Source organism: Euhalothece natronophila Z-M001 (assembly GCF_007904085.1).
Taxonomy (GTDB): domain Bacteria; phylum Cyanobacteriota; class Cyanobacteriia; order Cyanobacteriales; family Rubidibacteraceae; genus Halothece; species Halothece natronophila.
The window spans coordinates 745308-765133 of the sequence record NZ_CP042326.1 but is presented as its reverse complement, the minus strand read 5'-3'; the positions used below and the strand labels follow the sequence as shown (position 1 = coordinate 765133).

Genomic DNA, 19826 nt, shown 5'->3' with positions numbered 1-19826 from the left:
GGTAAAAAAAAGTAAGGAGGAAGAAAAATATTCGGTTTTGGGAAACCTATAAATAATGGTGGGAAAACCGCACAGGTTGTGGTGATGCCAGAGTTATATCTAGCATTATAATGAAAGTAAAGTCATAACCAGTTCCTTTAGAAGGATCAAACTTAAAATTTAGATAACAATAAGGAAATGTTCCCTCGCTTTCTGTGTATAAATTAATCCAATTACCTCAGTATGAAAAAGGAAGAAACTAATCCAGCCTAATATCTGTCATAAGCAAGATGTAGGGTTGAATAAGTAATAGATAGTTTATTGGGTAAAGGGTAACATTCCCTCTCAGTGAGAGCAACCCAAGTTACGAACAAAAACCTGCTTATAAACGGAGTCACTGACGATTACAGATGCCCACTGCAAAATTAGACCAAAACAACGAAAAGCCGATTTTCTCTGCAGACATGGTGCGAACCTATCTTCATGAGATAGGGCGTGTCCCCCTACTTACTCACGAACAAGAGATTATCTTGGGTAAGCAAGTGCAGAAAATGATGGGGCTGTTAGACCAAAAAGAAGAATTAGAAAAAGAACTGGGACGAGAAGCAACTGAAGAGGAATGGCTAGAGAAAGCTGAGATTAGCAAATCTGAGCTAGACAAAATTATTAAAGAGGGCAATCGCGCCAAGCGCAAAATGATCGAGGCGAATCTGCGTTTGGTGGTGGCGATCGCGAAAAAATATCAAAAGCGCAACATGGAATTCTTGGACTTAATTCAAGAAGGAACATTAGGGCTAGAGAGAGGAGTAGAAAAATTTGACCCCACAAGAGGCTATAAATTCTCAACTTATGCCTACTGGTGGATTCGTCAAGCTATTACCCGCGCGATCGCGCAACAGGCTCGGGCGATTCGTTTGCCCATTCATATTACCGAAAAGCTGAATAAAATCAAGAAGGTACAGCGAGAACTGGCGCAAAAACTGGGACGTAATGCGACTCCCACAGAAATTGCCACCGAGTTAGAACTAGAACCTTCCCAAATTCGAGAGTATCTCAGCATTGCTCGTCAGCCGATTTCCCTTGATGTCCGAGTTGGCGATAATCAGGATACGGAACTATCGGAACTCTTGGAAGATGATGAAAATTCCCCAGAAACTTACCTAACTCAGGAATCAATGCGACAAGACATTGATATTATGCTCTCTGAGTTGACCCCTCAACAACGGGAAGTGTTATCCTTACGCTTTGGCTTAGAAGATGGCAATGAGCTATCCTTAGCGAAGGTGGGTAAGAAACTTAACCTCAGTCGGGAACGAGTCCGCCAACTCGAACATCAAGCCTTAGCTAAACTGCGTAGAAAACGTGGTGGTGTGGCAGAATACATTGCTGCTAGTTAAAACTCAACATCAACCGAGGGGGATTTTCCCCCTTTTTTTGTCGAGGTGAGAGAGAAAACATCGTCTTCAGTGAAACTTTACAACTATTTACAGCAGTTGCCTTTATCAGAGGATGGTAAGGGGTTAATTGAGTTACCGCCCTCAGAAAAAGAGGAAGCATTTCAGTGGGTATGGGAACGTTTTATCTGTGGGGAATTTCGAGAACGTTGGGAAATTGCTAAATTCTTACCGAAGTTTGGAGAACGCGCGATCGCGCCTTTAACCGAACTAATAGAAAATCCTAATGCCGATCTTGATCTCCGTTGTGAAGCCGTTGCCATTTTAAGTCAATTTCAAACCCCTGCTGCCATTTTTTCTTTAACCAATGTTTTAAAAACAGATACAGATACTGAGATTATTGAGGCTTGCGCCCATGGCTTATCGAAACAAGGCAAAATTGCAATTCCCACCCTAAAAGAAGCCTTAAATCAGCCTCAAACGCGACTGGCAGCAGTAGAGGCGTTAGCCTATCTTCGTCAGCCTGAAACCATTGACCCCTTATTAACGGTGGTTAATGATGAGGATTCCCAAATCCGTAGAATTGCCATTGAAGCCCTGAGTAGCTTCCGAGATACTAGAATTGTAGAAGCCTTAATCGCTGCTTTGCAAGATACTGATTCTAGGGTACGCAAAGAAAGTGTGATTGCTTTAGGGGTACGGGGAAATGATTATGATCCCCATGCTGTCGCCGAGGCTTTATTACCACTTTTAAGTGATATTAACTGGGAAGTGGGATCTCACTGCGCGATCGCGCTTGGTAGAATAGGAACTCCCAATGCTTTAAACGCCCTTAATCACTACTTAAATGAGCCTTTAACCCCTGACCTCCTGAAAAAGTCAATTATACAGGGCTTAAGCTATCACGAAACCCCACAAAGCCTCTCTGTAATCACGCAGAATCTGGAAAAACAGCCCCTTGTCATCGTCAAAGAAATAATTACCATTTTAGGACGTTGGAAAACCGAAGATCACAAGCCTGAAATTGTCAGAACTCTGACTACGATTTATTCTCAAACTCCCACCTGGCAAGAAGAAACCTCCCTAAAGCAAGCCTTAGCCGTTGCCATGGGTAACTTAGGCATTCGTGAAGGCAAAGAGATTCTGCAAAAACTAATCCAAGATCAAACGCCCATTGTGAAATTACACGCCCAAGCTGCTTTGAAAAAACTTCCGTAGATGTATCAAAATGCACGAAACGTAACTGTAAAATTCGTTATTCTCATCAATAAATGTAATTTAAGATACTAAAAGAAAAATGCGGATTGAGCAGTTACAAGCATTTTTAGCCATCACGGAAACAGGAAACTTCGGACAAGCCGCGAAAAAATGTTCTGTCACCCAATCGACTATTAGTAGGCAAGTGCAAGGATTAGAAAATACATTAGGGGTTGATCTCTTCCATCGTTCTCACCAAGCAAAACTAACGGTAGCTGGAGAGAGGTTGTTGCCTCGCGCCCGTAAAATTTGCCAAGAATGGGCAATGATCACCCAAGAACTCCATGATCTAATGGCAGGAAAACAACCCGAATTATGCGTTGCTGCCATCCATTCCGTGTGTTCTTATCATCTGCCACCGATCTTACAAGTATTTAGTCGCCAGTATCCTCACGTACAATTAAGAGTAACCGCCCTTGGCAGCGATCGCGCTTTAAAAGTCTTACGAGATGGCTTAGTGGATGTTGCCATTGTGATGAATAATCCCGCCTTTACCACGAATCCAGAAATGGTCACTGATATCCTATTTGAAGAACCCATTGAAGTTTTAATGGCAGCAAATCATCCCTTAACCCAGTATAATCAATTAGGCTGGTCTGAATTAGCCTCTTATCCCCATGTGGTATTTAAAGATGGTTATGGAATGCAACGTCTTGTACAAGATTGGTTTTCCCAACAAAATGCCCCGATTAAAATGGCAATGGAATTAAATACTCTTGATGCGTTTCGTGGCGTAATTCGACAAGGAGAATTAATTGCCCTCCTTCCCCATTCGGCGCTAGTAGAAGCCCAAGAAGACCCCACTCTTGCCATTGGTCGCATTGAAAATCATCAAACCCAAGAAACCCTAACCCGACAAGTGGTGTTTGCCACGACGCGCGATCGCGCAGAAATTCCTCCCATTAAAGCCTTTCGTCAAATGGTTCAGAAACTCTCAGTGTCCGATAAAATGAGTACCCCTTTATCAGTTTATTAAACAAAAAGCCATGAGTGCATCATTCCGAGAACTCCTCAAAAAAGTGGGTAGCGGTCCCCATACTGGCAAAAATTTAACTCGCGCCGAAGCCGCCACCGCCACCGAACTAATTTTAAAACAAGAAGCGACCCCTGCCCAAATCGGGGCGTTTCTGATTGCCCATCGCATTAAACGTCCCACCTCTGAGGAATTAGCAGGAATGTTAGATGCCTATGATCAATTTGGGGGCAAAATTCCGCCCTTAACTGAGGAAACGGCATATCCTGTTACTGTGTTTGGTGTGCCTTATGACGCGCGATCGCGCACTGCCCCTGTTTTTCCCATTACCCTACTTTTACTTGCCAGTTTGGGGGTTCCTGTCATTCTCCAAGGCGGCGATTGTATGCCCACTAAATATGGTCTTCCTTACGTTGACATTTGGGAAGGATTAGGAATTAATTATCGTTCCTTAACCCTCGAAGATAATCACAAACTCCTGAGTGAAACAGGAATTGCTTTTTACTATCTGCCAAAACATTTCCCCCAAGCCCAAAAATTAGTGCCTTATCGTGATGAAATTGGCAAGCGTCCCCCTTTTGCAACTCTAGAACTAATTTGGTCTCCTTACGCAGGAGAAGCCAATCTCATCTCAGGATTTGTTCATCCACCCACCGAAGATCGCTTCCGAGAAGTTTTTGATCTCCGTCCCATGAAAAAACTAATCACCGTCAAAGGCTTAGAAGGCAGTTGTGACTTAGCGCGTAACCGTACTGGTATTATTGGGGTTAGGGAACAAGATCAAGAATTTCAACGGCTGAACCTGCACCCAGAACATTATGGCTTTGCTGGACGAGATGTTTTATTAGAATCGAAAGAGCAATTAATCCAAGACTTACAATCCGTGATTGAAGGAAAGCCAGGAGAACTAATGTCGGCGGCGATTTGGAATGGGGGTGCTTATTTGTATTTAATGGGGATTTGTGCTGATTTATCCCAAGGATTAGCCCAAGCCGAAGAATTGATTAAAAATGGGAAAATTGCTGATAAGTTAAGGGAATTACAAATTCAAGTTACCACTAACTTAGGAAGTGGAAGTAAAAACTAGAACTTTGCACAAGCTGGCTCAAGCCAATCCTGATTTTTTTGGTTAAATTAGGCAGTGACATTCTACAATCAGGGATGATTCAATATTTCTGTCCCTTGTGTTCTAACGAGCCAATCTATGCGTATTGCCCTATTTACCGAAACCTTTTTACCGAAAGTTGATGGCATTGTTACCCGTTTGCGCCATACCATTAATCATTTACAACAAAGTGGTGATCAAGTATTGGTAGTTGCTCCAGATGGTGGATTAACAGAATATAAGGGGGCAAAGGTTTATGGGGTTTCTGGAATGCCATTGCCCTTGTATCCAGAGCTAAAATTGGCATTTCCCCGTCCCTCCATTGGAGAAGAATTAGAGAAATTTCAACCTGATTTAATTCACGTGGTGAACCCTGCAGTTTTAGGTGTGGCAGGGCTATATTATGCCAAAATGATGAAGTTACCGCTCATTGCGTCTTATCATACCCATTTGCCTCAATATTTACAGCATTACGGAATGGGGGCGTTAGAAGGGGTGTTATGGGAATTATTAAAAGTAGGACATAATCAAGCCGAATTGAATCTTTGCACCTCAACAGCAATGATGGAGGAGTTAAGTGATCATGGGATTGAACGGGTGGCGCTATGGCAAAGAGGAGTAGATACGGAGTTATTTCGTCCCCAGTTGCGCTCTCAACAAATGCGTGAGCATTTATCCCAAGGTAATCCCGATGATCCGTTATTACTGTATGTGGGGCGTGTTTCAGCAGAAAAACAAATTGATGAGATTAAACCAATTTTAGAGGCAATTCCAAGGGCAAGATTAGCAATTGTTGGGGATGGGCCGAGTCGGGAAAATTTAGAAAAATATTTTGCAGATACTCCGACTCATTTTGTGGGCTATTTAGAAGGAGAAACCTTAGGGGCTGCCTATGCCTCGGCAGATGCTTTTGTGTTCCCATCACGTACAGAAACCCTTGGTTTAGTGTTATTAGAAGCTATGGCTGCAGGGTGTCCTGTAGTGGCAGCGCGATCGGGCGGTATCCCTGATATTGTCACAGATGGGGTCAATGGCTATTTATTTGAACCTGATGATCCAGAAGGGGCAATTACAGCAACGCAAAAGTTACTAGAAGCGCGATCGGAACGAGAATTATTGCGAGAACAAGCCCGTCAAGAAGCCGAATGTTGGGGATGGATAGCAGCCACTCAACAGTTACGAGATTACTATCAACAGGTATTGTCCAAAACTTCGCTTTCTGCAGTTGGTTAAGGAGAGGAATAAATTTTATTTAAGTTTTTCTTTTTAATGATTTGCCAGTATAATTGGTAGGAGAAACTAACTGGCAAGTCAACCCAAATAAAATAGATTACTCAGATGTCTCAAGAACCAATTGAATCTGGTGAAATAGAAGCTCCTAAAAGTATTCAAATCCATCAAAGTGATGCCAGTTTAATTATTACTCGAAAATGGTTAGATAGAAAAACAATTATCTATACCTTTGTTCCTATCGCTATCATTTTATTTGCAATTCAACCATTATTCTTGATCTCCAACTTTATCAACAATCATTTTAATGAAACGCTTCAGGATATTATAAGAATCGAGGACAGTAATGAAGTTATTTGGTTAGGATTAGTTGCCTTAATAGGCTTATTATTCTTAATTACAGGAATATTTTTTGTTTATTATATAATTACCAAGTGGTTAAATCAAACCCGTATCTGGGCAAATGAAGAAGAAATTCTGATTAATCACCAGCCTCTTCCCTGTCCTTGGATTCGTAACAAAAGAGTCAGGAAGGCGAATTTAGAAAGACTATACGCGAAAAGAAATCAAAAGAATCAAAGTTATGATATTTATGCCAATACTTATACAGGAGACGATAAAAAAATTATAACTGTGGCTACTGGCAAAGAAGCCTTATTTATTGAAAGAACATTAGAGGATTATTATAACCTTGAAGATCAGCCTCAGAAAGGAGAAATTGATCCCTCAAATTTGACTAATCCATTTCATCAAATAGAAGCCCCTAGAAGTATTACCGTTTATCAAGATGATAACCAAATTCAAATTAATAAAAAGTGGAACGGGGGATTTATTACAGCAATATTTGCAATTTTATTGAATACTTTTTTAATTATTGTTGCTTTATTAGTTGCTAACAGTGATAATACAGGTGAAAATATCTCTAGGTTATTGCCAATATTTTTACTGTTTTTGTTGTTTGGAATATTGACCCTTTATTTAGCAGTTGCACGGTGGGTAAATTATACCTATATTGTTGCTGATAATAAACTGATTACGGTTACCTATGGTTCAGTTCCCTTTCCTTTTTTTAAAAATCAACAGATTGAAGCAAGTCAATTGAAAAGACTGTATTCAAAACAATATTCTAGTGGTGAAAATAGTTATATTTATATCGTTCATATCGATACGAATCAGGGATCAGGAGAAGAATTAGTTAAGGTTAGTAATCGTGAAGAAGCGTTATTCATTGAGAGAACGTTAGAAAATTATTACAACATAGAAGATCAGCCTCAGGAAGGAGAAATTAGCGAACTTGAAAATAATGTTTGGGATGGGCTCTTTGGAAATCAATAATATATTTTTAATGTAGCAACTAGCGATGGTTCTACCTGAATTAACTGAGAATACTTGAACGAAGCGCTAATGTAAACAACTAGTACAAGGGATTGACCCCGTAAGTGAAGCGTTAGCCCACCACAACGATTTAGTGTAAACTGGAGGGCAGATGGAATCGCAACGGCTTCAGGTTAGCGACGAGGTCAAGAAAAATTAGGCGAAATATTACAAAATATAAAAAAACACGATAGAAAGTGAACGAAATATCGCAAAATAAATCGGAGAAAGGTTGTTGGGTTTATGAACAATCCCGTTTGCTGGTACTGTATATTAGTGGAGCTATTCGGGAAAATAGCCTCAACAAGTCTCAAGGGATCATTAAATTGATTTCCAAGAGTCCGCTGATTATCTAAAACTACATTTATCCGTTGGAGGATTCTAAAACATGAGTATCGTCACGAAGTCCATCGTGAACGCTGATGCTGAAGCCCGTTACCTCAGCCCCGGCGAATTAGATCGCATCAAAGCCTTCGTTGAAGGTGGTGAACAGCGTCTCCGTATTGCACAAACCCTTACCAGTGCTCGTGAGCGTATTGTGAAGCAAGCTGGCGATCAATTATTCCAAAAACGTCCTGACGTAGTATCTCCAGGCGGCAATGCTTATGGGGAAGAAATGACTGCAACCTGCTTACGGGACATGGACTACTATCTCCGTCTCGTTACCTATGGTGTAGTCGCTGGCGATGTTACTCCCATTGAAGAAATTGGATTGGTCGGCGTGCGTGAAATGTACAACTCTCTCGGGACTCCTATTAATGCTGTTGCTGAGAGTGTACGTTGCATGAAAGACATTGCTTGCTCCATGATGTCTGCTGAAGATGCTGGAGAAGCAGCTTCTTACTTTGACTATGTTATCGGCGCTATGCAGTAGTCTTTTTACTGCTGCGTAGAAAATTTTAATTAGACACCATCATAAACAGACAATAGAAAAGGGAAATAACGATGCAAGACGCAATTACCTCTGTTATTAATTCTGCTGACGTACAAGGCAAATACCTTGATGATGCAGCAATGGAAAAGCTCAAAGGCTATTTCCAAACTGGTCAACTGCGCGTTCGGGCAGCTAACATCATCAGTGCTAACGCAGCTAACATTGTTAAAGAAGCGGTAGCAAAATCTTTACTCTATTCCGATATCACTCGTCCAGGTGGTAATATGTACACCACCCGTCGCTATGCTGCTTGTATTCGCGATTTAGACTATTATCTTCGCTATTCCACCTATGCGATGCTTGCTGGAGATCCTTCTATCCTTGATGAGCGGGTTCTCAATGGCTTAAAAGAAACCTATAACTCTCTCGGTGTACCCATTAATGCCACTGTTCAAGCAATTCAAGCGATGAAAGAAGTCACCGCAGGACTTGTTGGTCAAGATGCTGGCAAAGAAATGGGTGTCTATTTTGACTACATCTGCTCTGGCTTAAGCTAACTCAGAAATTGCCTGAGATAATCAATCCATGATGACTTCAGTTCGGGTAGTGGCGAGTGAGTGCTAGGGGGTTAAAGACTTATCTCAATCTTAAAGATAGGTTTTAATGATCTAGTATTGACTGGCTAACTCCCGAACTAAGTATGTTTAAAGGAATTAACAATAAACAAATTTGGAGCTTATAACCCATGAGAATGTTTAAGATTACGGCTTGTGTTCCGAGCCAAACTCGAATTCGTACCCAACGAGAGTTACAAAATACTTACTTTACCAAACTGGTTCCCTACGATAATTGGTTTACAGAGCAACAGCGCATTATGAAAATGGGTGGTAAAATTGTCAAGGTACAATTAGCCACAGGAAAGCCAGGAACTAATACTGGTTTAGCTTAAATCTCTTTTTTGCTCAATTTTGAACAAAATAAAACCACTTTCTTCAATAATCGCGCCATTGGTTTAAAGCCGTGGTGCGATATTCTTTATAGTGATTCCAAATAAAAAACAGCAACCTAAAAGTAGTGGGAGCATCTTGCTCCCTAGTAGTAGCCAAGATGGCTGCACTACGGAACTGAATTGGAACGACTATATTTGGAATGACTATTTTTCCCAGTACCAACGAGTTTCTCCCCCGGGTTGATCAATTAAAACAACACCTTTTTCTGTTAACTCATCTCGAATGCGATCTGCTTCGGCAAAGTTTTTCTCCTTACGAGCGGCTGCCCGCTTTTCAATTAGAGTCTGTACCTCCTCATTACTTAAGGTTGTTGCTTGAGAGGAAGTAGTTTCTTCAATTTCTACAGTTAAACCAAAAACATCCGCTAATTCGGTTAAAGTATGCCATTTTACTGCTAATTCTTCAGCAGAAGCCTCAGTTTTCCCCTGATGAACTAATAAATTCCCTTCCTTGCGTAAGTCTTTGGCTAACTCAAATAAAATCGCAAGTCCACCCGCAAAATTAAAATCATCATCGACAATTTCGGCAAAGCGTTGAGTAATGGTTTCATCACTCTTGGTTGGAGGGTTATCCTCCCAACCCAGTTGCTTACCGTAATTCTCTTTGAATCGTAAGCCTTCTCGCAAAGTCTTCCAGCCATTTCTTGCCCCTTCTAATCCTTCTTCAGTAAAGTCAAGAGGTTTACGATAATGGGCTTGGAGAATGAACAACCGAACTACAATGGGGTCAACGCTATTGAGTAAGTCACGCAAGGTAATAAAATTCCCCAAAGACTTAGACATTTTTTCCCCATCCACCTTAACCATGCCATTGTGTAGCCAATAACGGGCTAAGGGCTTCCCTGTTGCTGCTTCTGATTGGGCAATTTCGTTTTCATGGTGGGGAAACATTAAGTCACCGCCCCCCACATGAATATCAATGGTGTCTCCTAACTCCTGTTTAACCATTGCAGAGCATTCAATATGCCAACCTGGGCGACCATTTCCCCAAGGAGAAGGATAAGACGGTTCATGGGGTTTTGCTGCCTTCCAAAGGGCAAAATCAAAGGGATCGCGCTTTTTCTCGGCATCAGGATCACTTTCCTCTAAGCGTCCACTTGCACCAGCTTTTAAGTCTTCTAACTTCCGTCCCGATAGTTTGCCATATTCGGGGAACTGACGCACAGAATAATAAACATCACCATGGGCTGGATAGGCATAACCTTTGTTTTCTAGTTGAGACACTAATCTTTGAATCCCATCAAGGGCATGAGTGGCGCGAGGATAAGCATCTGCTTTTTTAATCCCCAACCGTTCCATATCTTCAAAATAAGCATCAATGAAGCGTTCGGAAATGTCTTCCATGCTTACGCCTTCAGTTTGGGCGCGTTTAAGAATTTTGTCATCAATGTCGGTAAAATTCTGAACATATCGCACCTCATAGCCACGCCATTGCAAATAACGTCGCACCACATCCCAAATTAAACAAGTGCGTCCATGACCTAAATGACAGTAATCATATACAGTAATGCCACAGCAGTACATCCGAATTTTATTCGGTTCAAGGGATGTAAAGGGTTCTTGGCGACGAGTTAAGCTATTAAAAACAGTTAAGGTCATAACGCAATCAAGTAATAATAGAAAAGCTGTAGTTAAACGTTATCTAGTATCTAGTCTATCTCTCTGCGAATCTAATCTTACCACTTTAGCCATCAGTATAATTCGAGTTGTCCAACTTAAAAAGCAAGTGGTTGGAATTACCGTCATTATTCCTGCTGCAAAGCTAGAGCGATCGCGTTTTCGCAAAATCTGGTTACACTTAATCCGTTGCTGTTTGTCCTTAGTCTTGATGTCTTTTGTCAACCAATAACTAATAACTAATGACTTAGTGTGTTCCTCAACAGACTAAGAAACGCTATATAGCAATATGATCTCATTTGTAAAAACTAGCTCAACATTACGATCCCCCCTACCCCCCTTAGTAAGGGGGGAATTAAAGGGGGGATCACAACTAAAAATTTACAACTGATTTAGGATTGCTATAGTATATTCCAATAACGAACAAAACAGTATAATCTAATTTTTTTTGGAAATGACATTATTTCTGCGTAAAGTACAAGATTTAGTAATAATTGCCATTACAATTACGAGCATAATTATTAGTCTTAATAGCTGTCAAGAGTCGCCCATTTCTGAAGAAACTAATGATAATCTTCCCGATCAAGGACGAGAAATCACCCCTGCTTATGTTTCCTTAGAGGAGCGGTTTCAAACTGAGATTGTCAATATTGGATTAGAAAAGCTAGGCTATGAAATTAATTCTATGCGAGAGTTAGAACCTGCTTTAATGCACACAGATATTGCTTCTGGCGGAATTGATTATAGTGCTGCTCATTGGGAGCAAATTGGTCAAGAATTTTATGATAATAGTGGGGGAGATGAAACATTAGAAAAAGTGGGAGTTATTATTGATAATGCTGTCCAAGGTTATCTCATTGATATCGCCACTGCTGAAGAATATGACATCACGAATTTAGAACAACTTCAAGACCCAGAAGTTGCTAAACTTTTTGATACTAATGACAATGGAAAAGCCAATTTAGTTGGTTGTAATCCGGGATGGGGCTGTGAAACAATTATTAATCATCATTTGGAAAGTTATGGATTAGAAGACACTGTTGAGCATGACCAAGGAAGATATGTTGCTTTAATGGCAGATGTGGTGACGCGATATGAACAAAATGAACCAATCTTATATTATACTTGGACTCCTCTTTGGACAAGCAGCGTTTTAGTACCAGGAGAAGATGTAAAATGGCTAGAAGTTCCTTATACATCCCTTCCTGATTCAAACTCCTCTGAAGAAAATATTGATACGACTTATGAAGGTAAAAATTTAGGATTTGTTACTGACAGAATTATGATTATTGCTAATAAAGAGTTTGCTCAATCAAATCCAGATGCTGTGGAATTTATGGAGCAAGTTAGCATTCCCATTGAAGATATTAATGACCAAAATCAAAGGCTTCGGGAAGGAGAAGATAGTTCTTCCGAAATTCGTCGTCATGCTGAAACTTGGATTAGTAATCATGAGGAAACATTTCAGCAATGGCTAAATTGATGCTCTCTTTTTAGATCAACCTTGTTTTAATAAAGGGGGAATTTAGCTATGCTTAGTTTATATGGAGAAGTAATGGCTAAATTCTGCTGTGGTGCGATGGAGCTTCGCTCTACGCCAGAAGCGATCGCGCTACTGAGTAAAACAAGATTTAAGATATAGTGGGTGGGTGTCTTCACTGCTTAGATTTTGATTGAGTGGTTTCTGGTCAATCTGAAGAGAGAAGAAACAGTTTAAGTAAGTAATAATAGAGAAAATGAAGTGAAACGTTATCTAGTATCCAGTTTATTATGGAAGCAGTGAATACACAGGTCAAAGGTGGCGACCAAGAACAGATGAATACCCCGAAAATGGGGCTACCTGTTACTATAATCACAGGTTTTTTGGGCAGTGGGAAAACCACACTTCTCAATCATATTCTAAATAACAATGAGGGGCTGAAAACAGCCGTTTTGGTGAATGAGTTTGGGGAGATTGGTATTGATAATGATTTAATTGTGCAATCTGATGACACGATGGTGGAGTTAAATAATGGTTGTATTTGCTGCACCATTAACAATGATTTGGTAGAAGCGGTTTATAAGGTTTTAGAACGAGATGAGAAGATTGATTATCTAGTGGTGGAGACGACGGGATTGGCTGATCCGTTACCCGTTGCTTTAACTTTTTTGGGAACAGAGTTACGGGACATGACACGCCTTGACTCGATTGTAACGGTGGTTGATTGTGCTAATTTTAGTCTCGACTTATTTAATAGTGAGGCGGCTTATAGTCAGATTTCTTATGGGGATATTATTCTCATGAATAAAACTGACTTGGTGGAAGAGTCACAGGTAGAGGCGTTGGAAAATCGCATCCGTGAGATGAAAGAAGGCGCAAGGTTGATGCGTACCCAAAATGCGAATGTGCCGCTACCGTTGATTTTAAGCGTGGGGTTATTTGAGTCTGATAAGTATTTTTCCCCAGAAGATGACCATGACCATCACCATGATCACGATCATGACCATCATCACCACGATCATGATCATGACCACCATCATCACTCTCACCACTTAGATAATGATGGGTTTGTGTCTTTATCTTTCCAAAGTGATCGCCCATTTTCGATTCGGAAGTTTCAATCTTTTCTTGATAATGATTTACCTGAAAATGTCTTTCGAGCAAAAGGGATTCTTTGGTTTGATGAAAGCCCGAACCGTCACATTTTTCATTTAAGTGGAAAGCGGTTTTCTATTGAAGATGATGAGTGGAAAGGTCAACCAAAAAATCAATTGGTACTAATTGGTCAAGATTTAGATTTAGAAGGCTTGCGTCAACAAGTGCAGGATTGTTTAGCTTAATTTAGAGTTATTAGGGTGGGAGTTTCCCACCTTTTAGCATTATTATTTTGGAGGAATTTATGGTATATCAAGGACAGTTTGGAACTTATGAAATTACAGAGCGCGATCGCGCTGAGGTAATCACTTATCGCAGTGGTTTATTTGTCGCAGCCTTAAGTTTTACAATCGGCACACTGCTATTCTTTTGGCAAGGGGCAACCCCCATCGTATTACAAAGCCTTACCTATTTATATGCCGTATTCTCTCTCGGATTAGGGATTAGTTTATGGACAATTCATATTTATTTAATCCCCTTACATCGCCTCTTACAAATATTCTGGTTTATTGGGACAATGTCGGCAATTATTTTGGGAATACAAGCAGATGTTCCTTTAGCTTTATATGTTTATAATAATCCCTTAACTCTATTTGGGATTGGCTTTACCTTTGCAGCTTTAACAGGAATTTATTTTAAGGAAGGTTTCTGTTTTCATCGTTTAGAAACCCAAATTTTAACGCCTGTTGTGCCCGTTTTATTGTTAGGACATTTAACCGGCGTAATGCAACCGCAAATCGAACAAATTTTATTAGCAGTTTGGACAGTTTGTTTTATTGTTTTTGCCCTGAGAAAGTTTCCCCAAGATATTCCCTCTGATATTGGGGATAAGTCAGTGTTTGATTACTTGAAGAAGGCTCGCAATTCATAATTTTGAATAACCTAAGAGAGGGAAATTAAGTGTTATTCCCTCTTTCCTTGGTGTCTTAGTAATTGATTAGCCCTTTTTCAGCCAGCTAAACATCGCTCGTAAATCTTTACCGACTTCCTCAATACTATGTTCTGCTTCTCGACGACGAGTGGAAGTTAAAACAGACTTTCCAGATTGATTTTCTAAGACAAATTCTCTGGCAAATTCTCCTGATTGGATTTCAGAAAGAATCTTTCTCATCTCAGCGCGAGTTTCTTCATTAACAATGCGAGAACCACGAGTGTAGTCGCCATATTCTGCGGTATTAGAAATACTATCGCGCATATTGGCAAGTCCGCCTTCCACAATTAAGTCAACAATTAACTTTACTTCATGGAGACATTCAAAATATGCCAATTCGGGTTGGTAGCCAGCTTCAACTAAGGTTTCAAACCCAGTTTTGATTAATGCACTCAAACCGCCACAAAGTACGGATTGTTCCCCAAATAAGTCGGTTTCGGTTTCTTCACGGAAACTAGTTTCTAAAATGCCAGCACGAGTGCCGCCAATGCCTTTAGCATAAGCCATAGCGCGATCGCGCCCTTGTCCGGTTTCATCTTGGAAGACTGCAAATAAACAAGGAACCCCCTCACCCTGTTCATAGGTTCGTCTGACTAAATGGCCAGGCCCTTTGGGTGCAATCATCATTACATCCACCCCTGCTGGAGGAATAATTTGCCCAAAATGGATATTAAACCCGTGAGCAAACACTAAAGCCTTTCCGGGAGTTAGATGTGGCTCAATTTCCTGCTTATATACAGTTTTTTGCACCTCATCAGGGAGTAAAATCATAATCAGGTCAGCAGCTTTTGCGGCTTCTTCTACTGACTTAACCGTTAGCCCGGCTGCTTCTGCTTTCGCCGTAGATTTACTTCCCTGATACAATCCGACAATGACATTAACGCCACTATCTTTTAGGTTTAAAGCATGAGCATGACCTTGAGAACCAAAACCGATAATTGCAACTGTTTTGTTCGTCAATAGGTCTAAATTTGCATCCCCATCATAATACATCCGCGCCATAACACAAATCTCTCTCAAATTCTTTGCTTGCAAGTCTTCCATCCTACCTTAAAAGGACGACTCTGCACAAGATAAGCGATCATTTCCTCATTGTTCCTAATATTTACACTATGTTTTTTAGCATTATTATTCCCACTTATAATCGTCAACCGATTTTAGAAAAATGTATTCAGGCTTTAGAAAATCAAATCATAACCGACCAAGAATTAGTAACTGGCTATGAAATTATTATTGTTGATGATGGGTCAACTGATAACACAGTTTCTTGGTTAAAAAAACAATCTTTTCCTCATGTTCGTCTTTTTCAACAAGATCATCAGGGACCAGCAACAGCAAGAAATTTAGGGATAAACAAGGCTAAAAGAGACTTTATTATTTTTATTGATAGTGACTTAGTTGTAACCAAAAACTTTATTCAAGCTCATGCTCATTGCTTAAATCAAAGTCCCGATAAAACTTTTACTTATGGGCGAGTTATTAATACTTCTAATTTTGAAAATCCTACGGCAGAACCCTATAAAATTACTGACTTTTCTGCCGCTTATTTTGCCACAGGAAATGTTGCTATTCATCGCCAATGGTTAGAAAAAGCAGGTTTATTTGATACTCAATTTCAGCTTTATGGTTGGGAAGATTTAGAATTAGGAGTACGCTTAAAAAAGCTAGGATTAAAATTGATAAAATGTCCAGAAGCAATTGGTTATCATTGGCATCCTCCCTTTACTTTAGAGCAACTGCCAAAATTAATTGAACAAGAAATTGAACGGGGAAAGATGGGAATTATTTTTTACGAAAAACATCCCACTTGGGAGGTAAAAATGATGATTCAAAAGACAATTCTACATCGCATTTTGTGGGGAACGTTATCACTAGGAGGGCTTTTAAATGAGCGAACGATGCGCCCCCTTTTACAATGGCTGATTCAGCGAGGAAAATCAGGCTTAGCACTAGAAATTGCTCGTATTTTCCTTAATTGGTACACTGTACAGGCTGTATATGGAAAAAAGTAGAGAGTTAATCTCTAGTAGCAATAGCACTCGAAAATAATTGATCAGAAATGAGGCTAATTTTCAGAAAAAATATAGCAATATGATCTCATTTGTAAAAACTAGCTCAACCTTACGATCCCCCCCACCCCCCTTAGTAAGGGGGGAATTAAAGGGGGGATCACAACTAAAAATTTACAACTGATTTAGGATTGCTATATGTGATGCTAAAAGCTATGAGTGCTATTGCTTTCGATAGATGTGCTTAATTTAGCCTATAGTCAAAAAAGAGTTAAGGAAACTGAATTGATTTTTATCTTTGGAGATTAACTGAGGAAAGTTAAGACTCTTGAGGAACTTTCTTTTTCTGTGTTTTTTTCCAGAGATTTAAAACTAAGCCAATGGGGCCTCTTTTTTTCCATGGCAGTCGTCCGGGGCTATTATCTCCTATGGCTTGGGTAATGCGATCTAAAACAATGGCAATTAAAACAATACCAACCCCCCCAACAGAGGCTAATCCCACATCTAGTCGTCCAATTCCACGGTTAACCATTTGCCCTAAACCAGCTACCGCAATGAGAGAGGCAATAACTACCATGGATAATGCGAGCATCAAAGACTGGTTAACCCCAGCTAAAATGGTGGGCATGGCAAGGGGAACTTGTACCTGAATGAGGACTTGTTGTGGGGTTGCCCCAAAAGCACGGGCGGCTTCCACTACATCTTCAGGAACGCCCCGAATACCAATATTGGTTAAACGAATTAATGGCGGTACAGCAAAAATAAAGGTAACAATCACCCCTGGGACTTCTCCAGTTCCAAATAGCATCACCACTGGCACTAAATAAACGAAGGCGGGGAGGGTTTGCATCGTGTCTAAAACAGGACGAATGAAGGTAGCAAACCGATCGCTGCTTGCTGCCCAAATTCCCAGAGGAATGCCAATCAGAATGCAAAAGAATACTGCCGTAATCACTAAAGCAAGAGTGACCATTGATTGTTGCCACGCACCGATTAGCCCAACCACTGTCATGGCAATGACACTAAAAATAGCAATATTCCGACTTGCCAGTTGCCAAGCAATGACAAATAATCCGACAAGAAAAACAATGGGATTCATCTCAACAAAAAATGATTGAATTTGCCGTAAAACAATCCCAACTGGTATTCCAATCCACTCTCGGAAAATAAAGCGATAGTTGCTTACGATCCAACTAACGATGTCGTCAATTTGCTCGCCAAGGGGCCAGATTGTCTCTTCAAAGGGGTTAAACATAATTAATCAATCAACTAAGCAACAATTTTTTGAGGTTCGTTTTCAGATTCTTCCGAATCGCTTTCTTCATCCACATCTTGTAAGCGTCCAATACTCGCGAGAATATCAGAGTGTTCCACCACGCCTTTAAAGTCTCCTTCATCATCAATAATCGCAAGGGGTAATCGTTGTTGGCAGAGATGGGCAACGTCTTCAATGGTGGTGCTAGCTTTCACTTTCGGGAAATCAGTTTCCATAACCTCTTTAATGTCTTCTTTTCCTTCTTTTAAGGCTTGAGTGAGGCTTTCAAGGGTGACAATGCCAATGGGAGTGTTATCTTGATTCACCACATACATTTCTTTTCGTTGGTAACGTTGCATTTGTTCAAAAGCGGTTTGCGCTGATCCATGTCCCAGAATAAAGGGAATGGTTTTGCGAGTAATTGACCCTGTTTTTAGCACTTGGGCGCGATTAACATCCAACATAAAGTCACGGATGTAGTTATCAGCAGGATTGGTTACTAATTCTTCAGGAGTTCCCACTTGCACAAAATAGCCATCTTTCATCACTGCCACACGATCGCCGAGTTTTAGGGCTTCATGGATATCATGGGAAATAAAAACCACTGTTTTCTGTAATTCATCTTGTAAACGCAGCAATTCCGCCTGCATATCTCTGCGAATAAGCGGATCAAGCGCCCCAAATGCTTCATCCATTAATAAAATATCAGGATCAGTGGCTAACGCCCTAGCTAAACCGACACGCTGTTGCATTCCCCCACTTAATTCTGAGGGATAGCGATCTGCCCATTTATGTAACCCCACAATTTCTAGGGTTTCTAAGGCTTTATGACGACGTTTCCTATCATTTAATCCACGAACATTTAAGCCATATTCGGTATTTTCAGCAACGGTAAGGTGGGGGAACAAGGCAAATTTTTGGAATACCATTGCCATTTTTGTGCGACGGACTTCCCGTAAACGCTTGGAATTGACATGGGCAATATCTTCGTCATCAATAATCACTTGACCGCTTGTGGGTTCAATGAGACGGTTGAGACAGCGAATTAGGGTTGATTTTCCTGAGCCGGATAAGCCCATGATCACAAAGAGTTCCCCTTGTTGAATTTCAAAGGAAACTCCACCAACCCCGACAACATTCCCCGTTTTTTCAAGGATTGAGTCGCGATCATGACCTTCTCGTAAAAGTTTTAAGCCTTCACGGGGACTTTTGCCAAAAATTTTGACTAAACTATCAACTCGAATTTTAGGCTCAGAAGTTTTTTGAGGTTCTTGAGCAATACTCATGCTAATTTCTGACTACGATCTCTAGTCAGTTGAAACGACAAAGTAGTTTTATTTTAACAAAGACTTTTTAAATCTTTAGTAACGTTAGTGACAACTGAGTTTTCATAATGAAGTAACTGAAAAATATTTAGCTGGGAACGGTTAAGGGTTGACCATTTTGCTGAGATTTAATACCTAGTAAAAAAGGCACTGCTTTTTTAACCCAAACCTCAATAGGAGTAAAGTTAGCAGCACTTTTTCCAAAACAAGTTTCTAGCATTTCTGTATGAATAATTCCTGGGTTGAGGGGAATAGCGGCCATTCCTGAGGGGAGTTCTTGCGCGATCGCCCGAGTCAAGCCTTCAATTGCCCATTTTGTAGCACAATAGGGGGCAACATTGGGAGAAGTAGAACGTCCCCACCCTGAACTAAAGTTGACAATAATACCATGCTTTTTTGCTATCATTGCAGGTAAAAATTGGCGCATGACATTGGCAACGCCTTTGATATTTACATCAATAATTTGGTCAAATTCTGTAGTAGGCACTTCCAAAAAATTTAGGGACTGATTAATCAGCGCGGCATTATTAATTAATAAGTCTGGGGGATCATAAGAAGATAAAATTTCCTCTCGCCATTGCTTCACTTGCCCTTCTTGAGAAACATCAACACAGCTAAAACTGTGAGGATTACCATAGGTTTGACTTAAATGCGCGATCGCGCTCTCATTTCGCGCACAACCAATCACGGTACAGCCTTGGGTAATGAATTCTTCGGTCATCGCACGACCTAACCCCTGACTGACTCCTGTTACTAAAACTAATTGACTCATCTATTTTTTGCTTTCGATTGATGATAGAAAATCGACTCAACTAGTTGTCAAGTTGAGCCGAAAGATGTTATCCTAGCTTTTTCATAA

General features: G+C 40.4%; 18 protein-coding genes. 13 read left to right on the top strand and 5 right to left on the bottom strand.

The features are described from left to right. Positions 1-389: 389 nt before the first annotated feature. The 9 genes from FRE64_RS03560 to FRE64_RS03520 all read left to right on the top strand — a co-directional run bounded on the left by FRE64_RS03560 (position 390) and on the right by FRE64_RS03520 (position 9135). The gene (locus FRE64_RS03560; RefSeq protein WP_146294701.1) at positions 390-1376 is read left to right on the top strand and encodes an RNA polymerase sigma factor, RpoD/SigA family; all 987 of its coding nucleotides are present in this window, start codon (positions 390-392) and stop codon (positions 1374-1376) included. 69 nt (positions 1377-1445) lie between these two features. Then, positions 1446-2591: a HEAT repeat domain-containing protein gene (locus tag FRE64_RS03555; RefSeq protein ID WP_146294700.1), complete on the top strand. Its 1146-nt coding sequence runs from the start codon at positions 1446-1448 to the stop codon at positions 2589-2591. 79 nt (positions 2592-2670) lie between these two features. Continuing rightward, positions 2671-3606, top strand: coding sequence for a LysR family transcriptional regulator (locus tag FRE64_RS03550; protein WP_146294699.1), 936 nt, complete (start codon positions 2671-2673; stop codon positions 3604-3606). Between the two features lie 10 nt (positions 3607-3616). Next, the gene (locus tag FRE64_RS03545; protein ID WP_146294698.1) at positions 3617-4690 is read left to right on the top strand and encodes an anthranilate phosphoribosyltransferase family protein; all 1074 of its coding nucleotides are present in this window, start codon (positions 3617-3619) and stop codon (positions 4688-4690) included. Positions 4691-4807: 117 nt separating this feature from the next. Next, positions 4808-5941 (top strand): glycosyltransferase family 4 protein, encoded by a 1134-nt coding sequence (locus FRE64_RS03540; RefSeq protein WP_146294697.1) that lies wholly within the window; start codon positions 4808-4810, stop codon positions 5939-5941. Between the two features lie 105 nt (positions 5942-6046). Then, complete coding sequence (locus FRE64_RS03535) at positions 6047-7273, top strand: hypothetical protein (protein WP_146294696.1); 1227 nt, start codon at positions 6047-6049, stop codon at positions 7271-7273. Positions 7274-7700: 427 nt separating this feature from the next. After that, complete coding sequence (apcA, locus tag FRE64_RS03530; protein ID WP_146294695.1) at positions 7701-8186, top strand: allophycocyanin subunit alpha; 486 nt, start codon at positions 7701-7703, stop codon at positions 8184-8186. A gap of 71 nt (positions 8187-8257) precedes the next feature. Beyond that, on the top strand, positions 8258-8743 hold the full coding sequence (gene apcB / locus FRE64_RS03525) for an allophycocyanin subunit beta (protein ID WP_146294694.1): 486 nt from the start codon (positions 8258-8260) through the stop codon (positions 8741-8743). Between the two features lie 188 nt (positions 8744-8931). Continuing rightward, entirely contained in the window at positions 8932-9135 is a 204-nt protein-coding gene (locus FRE64_RS03520; protein ID WP_146294693.1) for a phycobilisome linker polypeptide, read from the top strand. Between the two features lie 204 nt (positions 9136-9339). Here FRE64_RS03520 and cysS read toward each other — a convergent pair whose 3' ends face one another. Further along, on the bottom strand, positions 9340-10794 hold the full coding sequence (gene cysS / locus FRE64_RS03515; protein ID WP_146294692.1) for a cysteine--tRNA ligase: 1455 nt from the start codon (positions 10792-10794) through the stop codon (positions 9340-9342). Between the two features lie 472 nt (positions 10795-11266). Between cysS and proX the strand changes: the two genes are divergently transcribed. From proX to FRE64_RS03500, 3 genes are all read left to right on the top strand, one after another. Further along, a complete protein-coding gene (proX, locus tag FRE64_RS03510) occupies positions 11267-12295 on the top strand; it encodes a glycine betaine/L-proline ABC transporter substrate-binding protein ProX (protein ID WP_146294691.1) in 1029 nt (342 codons plus the stop codon). Positions 12296-12582: 287 nt separating this feature from the next. Beyond that, positions 12583-13632 carry a CobW family GTP-binding protein gene (locus FRE64_RS03505; protein ID WP_146294690.1) on the top strand — a complete coding sequence of 350 codons (1050 nt, stop codon included), beginning with the start codon at positions 12583-12585 and terminating at the stop codon, positions 13630-13632. Between the two features lie 59 nt (positions 13633-13691). Next, the gene (locus tag FRE64_RS03500; protein ID WP_146294689.1) at positions 13692-14318 is read left to right on the top strand and encodes a DUF2301 domain-containing membrane protein; all 627 of its coding nucleotides are present in this window, start codon (positions 13692-13694) and stop codon (positions 14316-14318) included. Positions 14319-14384: 66 nt separating this feature from the next. On the opposite strand, the gene ilvC is transcribed toward FRE64_RS03500, so the two are convergent. Then, a complete protein-coding gene (ilvC, locus tag FRE64_RS03495; protein WP_146297265.1) occupies positions 14385-15380 on the bottom strand; it encodes a ketol-acid reductoisomerase in 996 nt (331 codons plus the stop codon). A 110-nt stretch (positions 15381-15490) separates the two neighbouring features. Here ilvC and FRE64_RS03490 point away from each other — a divergent pair, with 110 nt between their 5' ends. Beyond that, complete coding sequence (locus FRE64_RS03490; protein ID WP_146294688.1) at positions 15491-16390, top strand: glycosyltransferase family 2 protein; 900 nt, start codon at positions 15491-15493, stop codon at positions 16388-16390. A gap of 316 nt (positions 16391-16706) precedes the next feature. On the opposite strand, the gene FRE64_RS03485 is transcribed toward FRE64_RS03490, so the two are convergent. The 3 genes from FRE64_RS03485 to FRE64_RS03475 form a co-directional block, all read right to left on the bottom strand. After that, positions 16707-17642 (bottom strand): ABC transporter permease, encoded by a 936-nt coding sequence (locus tag FRE64_RS03485; RefSeq protein ID WP_146294687.1) that lies wholly within the window; start codon positions 17640-17642, stop codon positions 16707-16709. 14 nt (positions 17643-17656) lie between these two features. Beyond that, positions 17657-18928, bottom strand: a complete 1272-nt coding sequence (locus tag FRE64_RS03480) for a quaternary amine ABC transporter ATP-binding protein (RefSeq protein ID WP_146294686.1) — start codon at positions 18926-18928, stop codon at positions 17657-17659. 127 nt (positions 18929-19055) lie between these two features. After that, positions 19056-19739: an SDR family oxidoreductase gene (locus tag FRE64_RS03475; RefSeq protein ID WP_146294685.1), complete on the bottom strand. Its 684-nt coding sequence runs from the start codon at positions 19737-19739 to the stop codon at positions 19056-19058. Positions 19740-19826 lie beyond the last annotated feature (87 nt).

Coding starts and splice junctions, on each gene's coding strand:
- FRE64_RS03560 (WP_146294701.1), top strand. CDS start 390: ATGCCCACTGCAAAATTAGACCAAAACAACGAAAAGCCGATTTTCTCT.
- FRE64_RS03550 (WP_146294699.1), top strand. CDS start 2,671: ATGCGGATTGAGCAGTTACAAGCATTTTTAGCCATCACGGAAACAGGA.
- FRE64_RS03545 (WP_146294698.1), top strand. CDS start 3,617: ATGAGTGCATCATTCCGAGAACTCCTCAAAAAAGTGGGTAGCGGTCCC.
- FRE64_RS03540 (WP_146294697.1), top strand. CDS start 4,808: ATGCGTATTGCCCTATTTACCGAAACCTTTTTACCGAAAGTTGATGGC.
- FRE64_RS03535 (WP_146294696.1), top strand. CDS start 6,047: ATGTCTCAAGAACCAATTGAATCTGGTGAAATAGAAGCTCCTAAAAGT.
- apcA (WP_146294695.1), top strand. CDS start 7,701: ATGAGTATCGTCACGAAGTCCATCGTGAACGCTGATGCTGAAGCCCGT.
- apcB (WP_146294694.1), top strand. CDS start 8,258: ATGCAAGACGCAATTACCTCTGTTATTAATTCTGCTGACGTACAAGGC.
- FRE64_RS03520 (WP_146294693.1), top strand. CDS start 8,932: ATGAGAATGTTTAAGATTACGGCTTGTGTTCCGAGCCAAACTCGAATT.
- cysS (WP_146294692.1), bottom strand. CDS start 10,794: ATGACCTTAACTGTTTTTAATAGCTTAACTCGTCGCCAAGAACCCTTT.
- proX (WP_146294691.1), top strand. CDS start 11,267: ATGACATTATTTCTGCGTAAAGTACAAGATTTAGTAATAATTGCCATT.
- FRE64_RS03505 (WP_146294690.1), top strand. CDS start 12,583: ATGGAAGCAGTGAATACACAGGTCAAAGGTGGCGACCAAGAACAGATG.
- FRE64_RS03500 (WP_146294689.1), top strand. CDS start 13,692: ATGGTATATCAAGGACAGTTTGGAACTTATGAAATTACAGAGCGCGAT.
- ilvC (WP_146297265.1), bottom strand. CDS start 15,380: ATGGCGCGGATGTATTATGATGGGGATGCAAATTTAGACCTATTGACG.
- FRE64_RS03490 (WP_146294688.1), top strand. CDS start 15,491: ATGTTTTTTAGCATTATTATTCCCACTTATAATCGTCAACCGATTTTA.
- FRE64_RS03485 (WP_146294687.1), bottom strand. CDS start 17,642: ATGTTTAACCCCTTTGAAGAGACAATCTGGCCCCTTGGCGAGCAAATT.
- FRE64_RS03480 (WP_146294686.1), bottom strand. CDS start 18,928: ATGAGTATTGCTCAAGAACCTCAAAAAACTTCTGAGCCTAAAATTCGA.
- FRE64_RS03475 (WP_146294685.1), bottom strand. CDS start 19,739: ATGAGTCAATTAGTTTTAGTAACAGGAGTCAGTCAGGGGTTAGGTCGT.